Below are 12268 nucleotides of genomic sequence, written 5' to 3'. Positions count from 1 at the left end.
TGGTCATGGGAAGGCTGGGAGGAGGATAGCCTTCTCATTCGAAATCTCGAACGTCCGTGGGAGGAGGATACGGCTCGTTCTTGACAAGACCAATATGCTGGCGGAGCCGCATGAACACAATGTACTCTTGTGCATTGCACCTATGCATTGAGTGCATAGCTCGGAGAGCGGTTCGTCGCACAATGCGAGATTCGTGACGGCGCTCAGTAGGCCCAGCTACGCGCCTTGGAAATCAGGAAATCACGGAAAGCCTGCAGTTTGGCGCTGTTGCGCAAGGCTTCCGGGTACACGAAGTAGGTGTCGAAGGCCGGCAGTTCGGTATCGACGAGCAACTGCACGAGCCCTGCGTCTCGCTCAACGGCGTAGTCCGGCAACATGGCGATGCCGATGCCGCGCTGAACGGCCCGCTTGATCGACATGATCGAGTTGATGTCGAGAACCGGAACCCGCGGCTTGCCGTCAGGGCGCCCGAGCGTCAGGAACGAGCGCATTTCCATCAGATAGGCAGGTGCGGGCTCGGCGAAGCCGATGATCCGGTGGTTGTCGAGATCCTCGGGCTTCTCCGGTCGGCCATGCTTGTTCACATAGGCCGGCGAGGCATAGACGTGGAAATGCACCGTGAACAGCTTGCGCTGGATCAGGTCGGGCTGTGACGGCGCGCGCAGCCGGATCGCGCAATCCGCCTGCCGCATGTTGAGGTCGAGTTCCTCGTTCGACAGCATCAGGTGCAGCTGAATTTCAGGATAGAGCTCCAGGAAATCCTGCACGCGATAGGTCAGCCAGCCGGAGCCGAGACCGACCGTCGTCGTCACCCGCAACTGGCCGGAGGGGCGCTCGGTCGATTCGGACAGTTGCGCGCGCACCGTCTCCAGCTTGACGAAGACCTCGTTGGCCGTGCGGAACAGCAATTCGCCCTGTTCCGTCAGCACCAGCCCGCGCGCGTGGCGGTTGAACAGCGCGACGCCGACCTCGTGCTCGAGTGCGGAGACCTGGCGGCTGACGGCCGATTGCGACATGTGCAGCGTCTCGCCGGCATGGGTGAACGACCCGGCCTCGGCGGCGGCATGAAACACGCGCAATTTGTCCCAGTCGAGCGGCATCCCCGTCTCCCCCGATGCGGGCGGCCTATTCGGCCGCCTGCAGTTCCGCGTCCTGCGCCGCGAGATAGCGTTCCACTTCAAGCGCCGCCATGCAGCCCATGCCCGCGGCGGTGACGGCCTGGCGATAGATGTCGTCGGTCACGTCGCCGGCGGCGAACACGCCGGGCACATTGGTCGCCGTCGAATCAGGCGCGGTCCACAGATAGCCGTTCGGCTTCGTCTTCAGCTTGCCCTCGAAGAGCGAGACCGCAGGCGCGTGACCGATGGCCACGAACACGCCGTCGACCGCCATCTCGGTCGTCTCGCCCGTCTTGACGTTCTTCAGCCGCGCGCCGTTGACGGCGGCGGGCAGGGCAGGGTTGGTCTTCGCGCCGAGAATCTCGTCGATCACCGTGTCCCACAGGATGGTCACGTTCTCCTTGGCGAAGAGGCGCTCCTGCAGGATCTTTTCCGAGCGCAATTCGTTGCGGCGATGCACCAGCGTCACAGACTTGGCGAGATTGGCGAGATAGAGCGATTCCTCCACCGCCGAGTTGCCGCCGCCGACGACGATGACGTCCTTGCCGCGATAGAAGAAGCCGTCGCAGGTGGCGCAGGCCGAAACGCCGTAGCCCATGTAGGTCTTCTCGCTGTCGATGCCGAGCCACTTGGCCTGTGCGCCGGTGGCGATGATCAGTGCGTCGGCGGTGTAGATCGTGCCGCTGTCACCGACGGCCCGGAACGGGCGCGCGTCCAGATCGACCTCGGTGATGACGTCGTTGATGACCTCGGTGCCGACGTTCTTCGCCTGCTCCAGCATCTGTTCCATCATCCACGGGCCCATGACGGGTTCGGCGTAGCCGGGATAGTTCTCCACATCGGTGGTGATCATCAGCTGGCCGCCCTGTTCCATGCCGGCGACGAGGACGGGGCTCAGCATGGCGCGCGCGGTGTAGATGCCGGCGGTATAGCCGGCCGGTCCCGATCCGATGATCAGCACCGGGCTGTGTTTCGTAGTCGTCATGGGTCCACCTTATAGCATGCGGACGCCTGTCCGCGTATCCGTGATTTCCAAGCGTTATTAAGGTGCGTGGCCTCCGTGGCGCAAGTCCGTCGCGCGCGAAGAGAGCGTTCGGGCGGCGCGAAAGGCGCAAAGCCGTCCATTCCTGTTGCGGCTTTCGGCGGCAGGCCATATTCCTCTTGCCATGAAGGACGCCCTCGAACTCGATTCCATCGATCTCGCCATCCTGCGCGAGTTGCAGGATGACGGGCGCATGACCAATGTCGAGCTCGCAAGCCGGGTCGGCGTGTCGGCGCCGCCCTGTCTGCGCCGCGTGCGCCGCCTGGAAGAGGCGGGCGTCATCGCGCGCTACCGCGCCGTCCTGGATGCAGCGAAGCTGGGCCGCGAGATCGTCGCCTTCTGTCTGGTCGGCCTGCACCACCAGTCAGACGCCGAACTGAAGGCCTTCGCCGCCCTGACCGAGCATTGGCCGCTGGTGCGCGAGGCCTGGATGGTGTCCGGCGAGAGCGACTTCCTGCTGCATTGCGTCGCGCCCGATTTCAGCACCTTCCAGCGTTTCGTGCTGGAGGAACTGACCGCCAGCGACAATGTCGACACGGTGCGTTCCGCGCTGACGATTCGCAAGGTCAAGGATGAAGGGCTGATCGCCTTCGACGCCGAAGACGCGTCGAATGCGGGTGCGGCCTGAGCGGCCTCAATCCGGATTGGGCAGGGCGGCCTTGTACTCGTTGGCGATGAGCCAGAGATTGCGGACATAGACGATCAGGCCGAACCCCTGTCCGGCGATGAAGACCGGATCCTTGCGCTGGATGGCGTAGATCAGGAGCAGGCTTCCGCCGGCCAGCGAGAAGAACCAGAACGCGATCGGCATGACAGAGCGCTTCGCACGTTCAGACGCGATCCACTGGACCACGAACCGCATGGTGAAGCAGATCTGCGCGATGAAACCGAGCGCCACCCAGGCGTCGAAGGATTGGACGAAGACGTCGTTCAACCAGGCCAGAAGCGCGTGCACGAACTCAGCCATGGGTGATTTCCTCCACGCGCGGCACGACCTTGCGTCGCCGTCCCAGCCACCAGACGCCGGCGAGGTCGAGCGCGCCGCGCAGGCCCCGGTCCATGATCCCGTAATTCGATTGTCCGTGCCGCCGCGACCGGTCGACGACGTCGCAGTGAACGACGCCGTAGCCTTCCTGGATGACCAGCGCCGGCAGGAAGCGATGCGTGCCGTTGAAGAAGGGCAGGCGTCGCATGATGTCGCTGCGCACGGCCTTCAGCCCGCAGCCTGAATCGCGCGTATTGTCCTTCAGGATCGAGCCGCGCAGCCAGTTGGCGAAGCGCGAGGCCAACTGCTTGGCCTTCGAATCGCGGCGCTTGAGACGCTGCCCTGCGGCAATGCCGGTTTCCGCGCCAGCTCCGACCAGCGCGTCGATCAGCACGGGAATGTATTGCGGGTCGTTCTGGCAATCGCCGTCGATGGTCGCCACGATCTCGCCGCGTGCCGCAAACGCCCCGGATCGAAGCGCCAGGCTCTGACCGCTCGAACGGTCGTGGCGCAGATGGCGGAGCGTGAAGTCGGGCCGTGCCGCTTCCTGCGCAAGGACGTCGGCGGTGCCGTCGGTCGAGCCGTCATTGACCACGATCACCTCGTAGTCGCGGCCCTGCATCGCGGTACGGATTTCGTCCAGCAGGATCGGCAGGTTCTCGGCTTCGTTTCGGCACGGAATGACGATTGAGACTGAAGGTGGTGACATCGGGATCAACAGCGTCCGGCTCTGAGGTTCAAGATGCCGGCGGCAATGCTGAACGCCGCCGGACCCGCCCCTCATATACCGTGGAATTCCGGATAGAAAGGTGTCTTGCCGGCCCGCGCGAGCCGTATCGAGGGCTTTGCGCCGCGTCTACTTTGCAAGGCCCGGCGCCGCGCTCGCCCACAAGGCGTAATAGACCTCGCGGATGCCGCTTGCCTCGGCGGCGAGCGAGAAGTCCGCGCGCACGACGTCGAGCGCAGCGTCACCGTGGCGCGCGGCCATGTCCGGGTCGGCGAAATACGGCTCCAGCCTGGCGGTCAGCGCTTCGAGATCACCGGCCGGGAAGATCGATCCGTTGACGCCCTCGCGGATCATCGCGCGATAGGAGCCGGCGGTGCTGGCGACGACCGGGGTCTGTGATGCCATCGCTTCCAGCGGCGTGAGGCCGAAACCTTCGTTGCGCGACGGAGCGACGAAGAGATGCATGCGGCGATACCAGCGGGCGATATCCGGCACTTCGCCCAGAAAGACGATGCGCTCGGAGAGCCCCGCCGCGCGGATGCGCTGCTTGAGCTCGTCCGCAAACGCCGTGTTGTCGGAGGTGATCTGCCCGGTGATGACCGCTGTCCAGTTGGGATGGCGCGGCAGCAGCGCGATCATCGCGTCGACGAAAAGGTCGGTGCCTTTCTGGTGGCGGATCCGGCCGGTGCAGCCGACGCAGTATTTGCCCGGCAGACCGGCAGCGGCGAAATCGTCCTCGGGCGACACGGGCGGATGGAAGCGCTCGATGTCGGTGCCGTGCATGACCACGGTGTGGGGCACCTTGAGGTAACTGCCGGATTCCCGGCTCGTGGCGATCACAGCGTCCATGCGGCGGATCATCCACTTGGTCGCCGGCTTGTGATCGCGCTGCGCGGCGGAGTTGAAGATCAGCCGGATCGGCATGCGCAGCACGTCGCGCAGGATCATGCCGAAGATCATCTCGTTGTTGCGGCGGCAGTGATAGATGCGAAACGGCCTGGCCTTCGGCCGGCGCCACAGCGCCGGCAGGTCACGAAGGCGAAGCCGCAGCCGCGGAACCTTGTCGGTCAGCAACTGGCCGAGCACGGCGATCTTGAGCGTCTTGGCCTGCTCAGGCACCAGCTGGATGACCGCCGTCGTGCCGCCCGAATTGCGCCTGGCGAAATTCGTTGCGATCACTTCAGTGTCCGACACCGGGACGTAACGGGGAGCCATGGGGCCGGTTTTTCACCAAGACGGGTTTTCAGCGATGCGTACGCGGATGCGTCAGATCCATGTGACCTTGACGATTTCGTAGCTGTGCGCGCCGCCCGGCGCCTGCACCTCGACGGAATCGCCTTCGTCCTTGCCGATCAGCGCGCGCGCGATCGGCGAAGAGATCGAGATGCGCCCGGCCTTCACGTCGGCTTCCTGGTCGCCGACGATCTGGTAGACCTTCTCCTCGTCGGTGTCCTCGTCGGCCAGCGTCACGGTGGCGCCGAACTTCACGCGTGAGCCCGACAGTTTGGAGATGTCGATCACCTCGGCGCGGCTGATCAGGTCTTCCAACTCGGCGATGCGGCCCTCGTTGTGGGACTGCGCTTCCTTGGCGGCATGGTATTCCGCGTTTTCGGAGAGGTCGCCATGCGCACGCGCTTCCGAGATCGCCTCGATGATCCGTGGGCGTTCTTCCTGCTGGCGCCAGCGCAACTCCTCCTTGAGGGACGCGAATCCGTTCGCGGTCATCGGCGCTTTATCCATTTGGCCCGTTCCTTCTTCTTGGCCCCAAGTGCGGCCCGGCGCGCGTTCCGCCGGAGCACAAAACAAAACGGCCCCCGGAGCGAACGCTCAGGAACCGCCACGTCTTCAGCGGGCGACTATAGGCCCAAATCGCAACGCTTGCAAAGGGGCGATCATGGGGGCGAAGTTGTGCCGAGCGCCGCGTTTCACACCATTCTGCCGGCCTGTGACAGACGCGTCTGCGCGGCCACATAGGATGTCCGCCGGACCTCTCTTGGCAGATCGGAATCGTCGAAGGCGACGATCCACAGGGAATACTCGTCCGTCTCGCCCTCATAGACCGAAAGCCAGAGCGAATTGTCGGTTTCCACCGCCACTTCGACCGGCCCCCAGCGATCCGCCGGCGGCCCGTCCCGCCAGTTCAGCCGGGCCGTGCGCGCGGCGATCACGGCCTCGATGGCGCGCGGCAGGAAATGCGTCGTCATCCGCGCCTGCACATCGCGCAGCCGGCCAAGGCCCGACGGCCTCGGATCGGCATCGGGAAATCCGTCCGCCTCGGTCTCGTAGAGGGTCAGGTCGCAGTGATCGCCGTCGTAGTCGAGCCGTCCGCACCACGCCTCGATGTTCCAGTCGTCCCGCAGCGTGCCCAGGCCCGGATCATGATAGCCGAAATCGTCGCGCGTGGCAGGATCGTCAAAAGCCATGGAACAGCATGTCGAGCGCGGCGACGATCCGGTCGTGTTCGTGCGCGAGATTGGCGACTCGAGGTTTCAGCGCTGTCTTGGGAACCGCCGCGACGAAGTGTGTCGCCATCGTGTATTCCACGTTCTCGATCTTGAACACGGGATGGAGGCGGGGCAGCGCGGTGGGCACGACGCCTCTCGGCAACAGCGGTACCACCGTGCGCGTCTCGAACATGTCCACGATTTCGGACTGGACATCCAGCGCGTAGGCGCCATCGAAGGGATGGACGTCGTAGCGCGCCATCAGAACATGCGGTATTTGGCGAGCGGCAAACCGTGTTCGGCGACCCAGCGGTTCCAGTCCGCGATCGCCTCGGCGTTGTCTTCCTTCCAGCGGCGGGTTTTTTCTTCCCGAACCGCCTTCGAGATCCCGTCTTCCGCCGCGCGCGACAGGTTGATGTCGAGCGCCTTCGCCTCGGCGATGAGGTCGGAAGACACCGACAGGTTCGCGCTGCTGCGCTTGATCGGTTTGCTCTCGTTCATGCGCATAAGATATGCGCATGAATAATCCTGGTCAAATTACTCGAAATAGCTCTGCAGCGGCCGTACCTGCAATTCGCCCTTCGTGAGCGCCTGGATGGCTTCGCCGCAGGCGATCGAGCCGGCCATGGTGGTGAAATAGGGGACCTTGTTCATCAGCGCGGCGCGGCGCAGCGGCTTGGAATCGGCGAACGCCTTCTTGCCTTCCGTCGTGTTGATCACGAGCTGCACCTGCCGGTTGCGGATCGCGTCCTCGATATGCGGGCGGCCTTCCAGCACCTTGTTGATCTTGGTCGCCGGCACGCCCATGTCCGCCAGATAGCGCTGGGTCCCGCCGGTCGCGACGATGGTGAAGCCGAGTTCCACGAACAGCTTCGCCGTCGGCAGGATGCGTTCCTTGTCGCTGTCCTTGACGGAGATGAACACCGCGCCCGATTTCGGCAGTTCCGCACCTGCGCCGAGCTGCGCCTTGGCGAAGGCGACCGCATAATCGTGGTCGAGCCCCATCACCTCGCCGGTCGACCGCATCTCCGGGCCGAGCAGCGTGTCGACGCCCGGGAATTTGGAGAAGGGGAAGACCGCTTCCTTCACGGCGATGTGGTTCAGCGAATTCACCTCGCGCCGAGCGCCGTAATTGCCGATCGCCGGATCGAGCATCTCGCCGGCCATCACGCGCGCGGCGATCTTGGCGATCGGAAGCCCGATCGTCTTGGCGACGAAGGGCACGGTGCGCGAGGCGCGCGGATTGACCTCCAGCACGTAAACCTCGCCATCCTTGATGGCGTATTGGACGTTCATCAGGCCGCCGACATTGAGCGCCTTGGCCAGCGCCTTCGTCTGGCGTTCCAATTCGGCGACGATCTCCGCGCCGAGCGTGTGCACCGGCAGCGAACAGGCCGAATCGCCGGAATGGATGCCGGCTTCCTCGATATGCTCCATGATGCCGGAGACATAGACATCGGTGCCGTCGCACAGGCAGTCGACATCCACCTCGATCGCGTCGGTCAGATAGGTGTCGAACAGCAGCGGATTGGAGCCGAGCAGCGTGTTGATCTGACCCGTCTTGTCGTTGGGATAGCGTGCCTTGATGTCCTCGGGGATGAGCTCCGGGACGGTGCCGAGCAGGTAGGAGCTCAGGCCCTCGTCGTCGCGGATGATCTGCATCGCCCGGCCGCCCAGCACGTAGGACGGGCGCACCACCAGCGGATAGCCGAGCGAGGCGGCGACCATGCGCGACTGTTCCACCGAATAGGCGATGCCGTTCTTCGGCTGCGTCAGGTCCAGCTTGATCAGGAGCTTCTGGAACCGGTCGCGGTCCTCAGCGAGATCGATCATGTCCGGCGAAGTGCCGAGGATCGGAATGCCGGCCTTTTCCAGCGCGTTGGCGAGCTTCAGCGGCGTCTGGCCGCCGAACTGCACGATCACGCCGAGCAGTTCGCCCTTCTGCTGTTCCAGCTTCAGGATCTCCATCACGTCCTCGGCGGTCAGTGGCTCGAAATAGAGCCGGTCCGAGGTGTCGTAATCGGTCGACACCGTCTCCGGGTTGCAGTTGATCATGATCGCTTCGAAGCCGGCGTCCCTGAGGGCGAAGGCCGCGTGACAGCAGCAATAGTCGAACTCGATGCCCTGGCCGATCCGGTTCGGCCCGCCGCCGAGGATGACGACCTTCCGACGGTCGGAGATCTGCGCCTCATTGGCCGGCTGGCCGGCGAAGGGCGTCTCGTAGGTGGAGTACATGTAGGCTGTCGGCGAAGCGAATTCGGCCGCGCAGGTGTCGATGCGCTTGAACACCGGCCGCACTTCCAGTGCGTGGCGAAGCTGCGCGACGTCCTTCTCCGACTTGCCGCCGAGCGTCGCCAGCCGCTGGTCGGAAAAGCCCATCGCCTTCAGCATGCGCAGATTGATGGCGTCACTCGGCAGGCCATGGGCGCGGATGCGCGCCTCCATGTCGACGATCGCCTTGATCTGGGCGAGGAACCACGGGTCGATCTGGCAGCCTGCATGCACCTCGTCGATGGTGAAGCCGAGGCGGAAGGCCTGCGCCACCATGCGCAGCCGGTCCGGCGTCGGCGTTCCGATGGCCGCGCGAATGGCGTTCTTGTCGTCACCTTCGCCGAGCCCGGGGATCTCGATCTCGTCGAGGCCGGTCAGGCCCGTTTCAAGCCCGCGCAGCGCCTTTTGCAGCGATTCGGGGAAGGTCCGGCCGATCGCCATCACTTCGCCGACGGATTTCATGGCGGTCGTCAGGGTGGGCTCAGCGCCTGGAAATTTCTCGAAGGCGAAGCGCGGGATCTTGGTGACGATGTAGTCGATCGACGGCTCGAAGGAGGCCGGTGTCGCACCGCCGGTGATGTCGTTGTCGAGTTCGTCCAGCGTGTAGCCGATGGCGAGCTTGGCGGCGACCTTGGCGATCGGGAAGCCTGTCGCCTTCGACGCCAGCGCGGAAGACCGCGACACGCGCGGGTTCATCTCGATGACGACGAGGCGGCCCGTCTCAGGGCTCACCGCGAACTGCACGTTCGAGCCGCCCGTCTCCACGCCGATCTCGCGCAGCACCGCGATCGAGGCGTTGCGCATGACCTGGTATTCCTTGTCGGTCAGCGTCAGGGCAGGGGCGATGGTGATGGAATCGCCGGTGTGCACGCCCATCGGATCGACGTTCTCGATCGAGCAGATGATGATGCAGTTGTCCGCCTTGTCGCGGACGACCTCCATCTCGTACTCCTTCCAGCCGAGCACGCTCTCGTCGATCAGTACTTCGGTCGTCGGCGAGGCATCGAGGCCGCTTTCGACAATCTCGAAGAATTCGCTGCGATTGTAGGCGATGCCGCCGCCGGTGCCGCCCAGCGTGAAAGACGGGCGGATGATCGCCGGCAGGCCGACCTCGTCCAGCGCCTGGGCCGCGAGGCCCATGGCGTGGTTCATGTAGCGCTGCTTGCGGTCGGAGGTGCCGTCGCGCCATTCCTGTTCCAGCGCGTCGAGCGCCGCGTCCAGTTCCGCGCCGGAGAGCGCGGCCTTCAATTCGGCGCGCCGTGTCTCATGCGCCTTGCGGTCGGCGTCCTTGATGCCGGAGGCGTTGACCAGCACCGAGCGCGGGCATTCCAGCCCGATATGCTCCATCGCCTCGCGGAACAGCTTGCGGTCTTCCGCCTTGTCGATGGCTTCCGGCTTGGCGCCGATCATCTCGACATCGTATTTTTCCAGAACGCCCATCTGCTGCAGCGACAGCGCCGTGTTGAGCGCGGTCTGGCCGCCCATGGTCGGCAGCAGCACCATGGTCTCGTCCGGCCGCTCGGAGCGTTCCTTGGCGATGATCTTGGCGACGACTTCCGGCGTGATCGGCTCGATATAGGTGGCGTCGGCGAGGTCCGGATCGGTCATGATCGTCGCCGGGTTCGAATTGACCAGGACGATCCGGTAGCCTTCCTCCTTCAGCGCCTTGCAGGCCTGGGTGCCGGAATAGTCGAATTCGCAGGCCTGCCCGATGACGATCGGCCCCGCGCCGATGATGAGGACGGTGTCGATGTCAGTACGTTTGGGCATGGGTCAGTCCGGTTCGTGCAAAATGACCGGATGAACTTGGCTCATCCGGTGCTCAGATTCTCGTTTTTCAGGCTAGACCGGGCCTATAGGGTAAAGCGCCCGATGGCGGAACCCCCTGCGGCGGAAAATTCAACGCAAACCCTTCGCTGATTGCGCTCAGCTGTGGATGGTTGCGATACGCAGCTCAGGCTCGGACGCTGCCGCCAGCACCGCGTCGATCAGTCCCGGAAACAGCGCGTCGAGGTCGCCGCGCCGCAGGCTTACCAGACGGTTGGTGCCGCAGATTTCGGTGTGGGTGATGCCCGCCTCGCGCAAACGCGCAAAATGGTAGCTCAGCCGCGTCTTGGAGCCGAGATGGCAAAAGGCGCCGCAGGGCAGCGAGCGGGCGCCGCTGCGCGCCAGTTCGACGAGGATGGCGAGCCGTGTCGGGTCGCCGAGCGCGGCCAGCACGGCGGCGAGTTCGATCTGGTCCCTTGCGGGATGGGCAATATGCATGCGTGCAGCGCCTCCCTTCGCTGACGGCGTTCCCATGGTGATTGACATCCTGCCTCAGAATGTTCAATGGTTCAAGAATTCTTGAACAAGTCTTCCCAAGACACCTCATTCCAAGAGACCCCCAATGGATCCTCGCCTCATCTGGCTGGCGGTCGGCGCTTTCGCCACCTCCACGGTCGCTTTTGTCTTCGCCGGGCTGCTGCCGCTGATCGCCGACAGCGTCGGCGTCAGCGTCTCGCAGGCGGGCCTCCTGATGACAGCCTTCTCGTTGTCCTACGCCATCGGCACGCCGGTTCTGGCGACCGTGACGGGCACGATCGACCGGCGCCGCGTCATCGGCATGGCGCTGATCGCGTTCATGGTCGCCAATCTCGCCGCGGCCTCCGCCGGGTCCTACACGATGCTGATGCTCGCACAGATCGTCATGGGCGCCTTCACCGGGCTCTTCGCCTCCACCGCACAGGCCACGGCCGTTGCGCTGTCGGACCCGCAGCGCCGGGCGAGGGCGGTCTCGATCGTCATCGCCGGGACCACTTTCGCCGTCGCCTTCGGCGCGCCGCTCGGCGCGCTGATCGGAAACCTGGTCGGCTGGCGCTTCACTTTCCTGTTCGTCGCGGCGCTGGCGATGACCTGCCTCGTCATCCTCTGGTTCCGCCTGCCGCACGACATTGCCGGCATGCGCCTGTCGCTGGGCGAGCGCGTGCTTGCTATCGGCCATCCGGGCGTCCTGCCTGCGCTCGCCGTCAGCTGGCTCTACGTGTCGGCCAACTTCACCCTGATCGCCTACATGGCACCGCTGGCCATGGAGGGCGCGGGCATGTCGCGCGACACCGTGCCCCTGCTGTTGCTCGTCTTCGGTGTCGGCGCGGTCACCGGAAACGCGCTTGCCGGCTGGCTGGGCGACCGGCTGGGCGCCACCAGGACGGTGGTGATCGCCATTCTCGGCGCGCTGACACTGGCGACCGCCATCGCGCTGACCCTCGGTCTTCTGCCGTCGCGCATGGCGGCCATCATGCTCACGATCCTGATGTTTCCCTGGGGGCTGGTCGGCTGGAGCTTCCCGTCGGCCCAGACCAGCCGGCTGGTCGCGGCCGCCCCGCAACTGCTGCACCTGACGATGCCGCTGCACGCCTCGGTGATCTATCTGGGGATCGCGTCCGGCGGCCTGATCGGCGCCCAGCTCCTCGCCGTGGCCGAGGCGAAATGGCTGCCCGTCGTCAGCGTCTGCGTCCTGCTCGTCACGCTGGCGACCCTCGCCGCCGACGTCCTGCGCCGGCGTTCGCATCCCGCCTGAGGGTGAGGCGCACAGAGCCTGGGTTCGGCCTCCGCTGCCGACGGCCTTCCGGCGCGCCGGGAACGATTGTGGCGGTTCGGAGGTTGTCTCTCCGACGGGCCGTGTCTTGATGCTTGCACCTC

The 12268-nt window shown here is 65.0% G+C and carries 13 protein-coding genes; 2 read left to right on the top strand and 11 right to left on the bottom strand.

Annotated features, from left to right (window positions below; genetic code table 11):
* Positions 1-203: 203 nt before the first annotated feature.
* Positions 204-1100 (bottom strand): LysR family transcriptional regulator, encoded by an 897-nt coding sequence (locus MRY80_RS01530; protein ID WP_293287204.1) that lies wholly within the window; start codon positions 1098-1100, stop codon positions 204-206.
* A gap of 25 nt (positions 1101-1125) precedes the next feature.
* Complete coding sequence (gene trxB / locus MRY80_RS01525) at positions 1126-2103, bottom strand: thioredoxin-disulfide reductase (protein ID WP_293287202.1); 978 nt, start codon at positions 2101-2103, stop codon at positions 1126-1128.
* 181 nt (positions 2104-2284) lie between these two features.
* Here trxB and MRY80_RS01520 point away from each other — a divergent pair, with 181 nt between their 5' ends.
* On the top strand, positions 2285-2788 hold the full coding sequence (locus MRY80_RS01520; protein ID WP_293287200.1) for an Lrp/AsnC family transcriptional regulator: 504 nt from the start codon (positions 2285-2287) through the stop codon (positions 2786-2788).
* Between the two features lie 6 nt (positions 2789-2794).
* On the opposite strand, the gene MRY80_RS01515 is transcribed toward MRY80_RS01520, so the two are convergent.
* From MRY80_RS01515 to MRY80_RS01475, 9 genes are all read right to left on the bottom strand, one after another.
* Positions 2795-3127, bottom strand: a complete 333-nt coding sequence (locus tag MRY80_RS01515) for a lipid-A-disaccharide synthase N-terminal domain-containing protein (protein WP_293287198.1) — start codon at positions 3125-3127, stop codon at positions 2795-2797.
* Positions 3120-3854 carry a glycosyltransferase family 2 protein gene (locus MRY80_RS01510; RefSeq protein ID WP_293287196.1) on the bottom strand — a complete coding sequence of 245 codons (735 nt, stop codon included), beginning with the start codon at positions 3852-3854 and terminating at the stop codon, positions 3120-3122. Before MRY80_RS01510 ends, MRY80_RS01515 begins: the two co-directional genes overlap by 8 nt.
* 147 nt (positions 3855-4001) lie before the next feature.
* On the bottom strand, positions 4002-5087 hold the full coding sequence (locus MRY80_RS01505; protein ID WP_293287194.1) for a glycosyltransferase family 4 protein: 1086 nt from the start codon (positions 5085-5087) through the stop codon (positions 4002-4004).
* 51 nt (positions 5088-5138) lie between these two features.
* Positions 5139-5612: a transcription elongation factor GreA gene (gene greA, locus MRY80_RS01500; protein ID WP_293287192.1), complete on the bottom strand. Its 474-nt coding sequence runs from the start codon at positions 5610-5612 to the stop codon at positions 5139-5141.
* Positions 5613-5797: 185 nt separating this feature from the next.
* Positions 5798-6295 carry a hypothetical protein gene (locus tag MRY80_RS01495; RefSeq protein WP_293287190.1) on the bottom strand — a complete coding sequence of 166 codons (498 nt, stop codon included), beginning with the start codon at positions 6293-6295 and terminating at the stop codon, positions 5798-5800.
* A complete protein-coding gene (locus MRY80_RS01490) occupies positions 6285-6578 on the bottom strand; it encodes a CcdB family protein (protein ID WP_293287188.1) in 294 nt (97 codons plus the stop codon). Before MRY80_RS01490 ends, MRY80_RS01495 begins: the two co-directional genes overlap by 11 nt.
* The gene (locus tag MRY80_RS01485) at positions 6578-6817 is read right to left on the bottom strand and encodes a type II toxin-antitoxin system CcdA family antitoxin (RefSeq protein ID WP_293287186.1); all 240 of its coding nucleotides are present in this window, start codon (positions 6815-6817) and stop codon (positions 6578-6580) included. The genes MRY80_RS01490 and MRY80_RS01485 overlap by 1 nt, the downstream gene beginning before the upstream one ends.
* A gap of 36 nt (positions 6818-6853) precedes the next feature.
* Complete coding sequence (gene carB, locus MRY80_RS01480) at positions 6854-10357, bottom strand: carbamoyl-phosphate synthase large subunit (RefSeq protein ID WP_293287184.1); 3504 nt, start codon at positions 10355-10357, stop codon at positions 6854-6856.
* A 156-nt stretch (positions 10358-10513) separates the two neighbouring features.
* Entirely contained in the window at positions 10514-10852 is a 339-nt protein-coding gene (locus MRY80_RS01475; RefSeq protein WP_293287182.1) for a helix-turn-helix transcriptional regulator, read from the bottom strand.
* Positions 10853-10976: 124 nt separating this feature from the next.
* On the opposite strand from MRY80_RS01475, the gene MRY80_RS01470 reads away from it, so the two are divergent.
* The gene (locus MRY80_RS01470) at positions 10977-12146 is read left to right on the top strand and encodes an MFS transporter (RefSeq protein WP_293287180.1); all 1170 of its coding nucleotides are present in this window, start codon (positions 10977-10979) and stop codon (positions 12144-12146) included.
* Positions 12147-12268 lie beyond the last annotated feature (122 nt).

The sequence above is a fragment of the Oricola sp. genome (assembly GCF_022763245.1).
In the GTDB taxonomy this organism is placed as follows: domain Bacteria; phylum Pseudomonadota; class Alphaproteobacteria; order Rhizobiales; family Rhizobiaceae; genus Oricola.
The sequence above is the reverse complement of the archived record's forward strand: the minus strand, read 5'-3'. Positions and strand labels throughout refer to the sequence as shown.

Bases quoted from the DNA above. Each gene is read 5' to 3' on its own strand.
- MRY80_RS01530 (WP_293287204.1), bottom strand. From the start codon at position 1,100: ATGCCGCTCGACTGGGACAAATTGCGCGTGTTTCATGCCGCCGCCGAG.
- trxB (WP_293287202.1), bottom strand. From the start codon at position 2,103: ATGACGACTACGAAACACAGCCCGGTGCTGATCATCGGATCGGGACCG.
- MRY80_RS01520 (WP_293287200.1), top strand. From the start codon at position 2,285: ATGAAGGACGCCCTCGAACTCGATTCCATCGATCTCGCCATCCTGCGC.
- MRY80_RS01515 (WP_293287198.1), bottom strand. From the start codon at position 3,127: ATGGCTGAGTTCGTGCACGCGCTTCTGGCCTGGTTGAACGACGTCTTC.
- MRY80_RS01510 (WP_293287196.1), bottom strand. From the start codon at position 3,854: ATGTCACCACCTTCAGTCTCAATCGTCATTCCGTGCCGAAACGAAGCC.
- MRY80_RS01505 (WP_293287194.1), bottom strand. From the start codon at position 5,087: ATGGCTCCCCGTTACGTCCCGGTGTCGGACACTGAAGTGATCGCAACG.
- greA (WP_293287192.1), bottom strand. From the start codon at position 5,612: ATGGATAAAGCGCCGATGACCGCGAACGGATTCGCGTCCCTCAAGGAG.
- MRY80_RS01495 (WP_293287190.1), bottom strand. From the start codon at position 6,295: ATGGCTTTTGACGATCCTGCCACGCGCGACGATTTCGGCTATCATGAT.
- MRY80_RS01490 (WP_293287188.1), bottom strand. From the start codon at position 6,578: ATGGCGCGCTACGACGTCCATCCCTTCGATGGCGCCTACGCGCTGGAT.
- MRY80_RS01485 (WP_293287186.1), bottom strand. From the start codon at position 6,817: ATGAACGAGAGCAAACCGATCAAGCGCAGCAGCGCGAACCTGTCGGTG.
- carB (WP_293287184.1), bottom strand. From the start codon at position 10,357: ATGCCCAAACGTACTGACATCGACACCGTCCTCATCATCGGCGCGGGG.
- MRY80_RS01475 (WP_293287182.1), bottom strand. From the start codon at position 10,852: ATGCATATTGCCCATCCCGCAAGGGACCAGATCGAACTCGCCGCCGTG.
- MRY80_RS01470 (WP_293287180.1), top strand. From the start codon at position 10,977: ATGGATCCTCGCCTCATCTGGCTGGCGGTCGGCGCTTTCGCCACCTCC.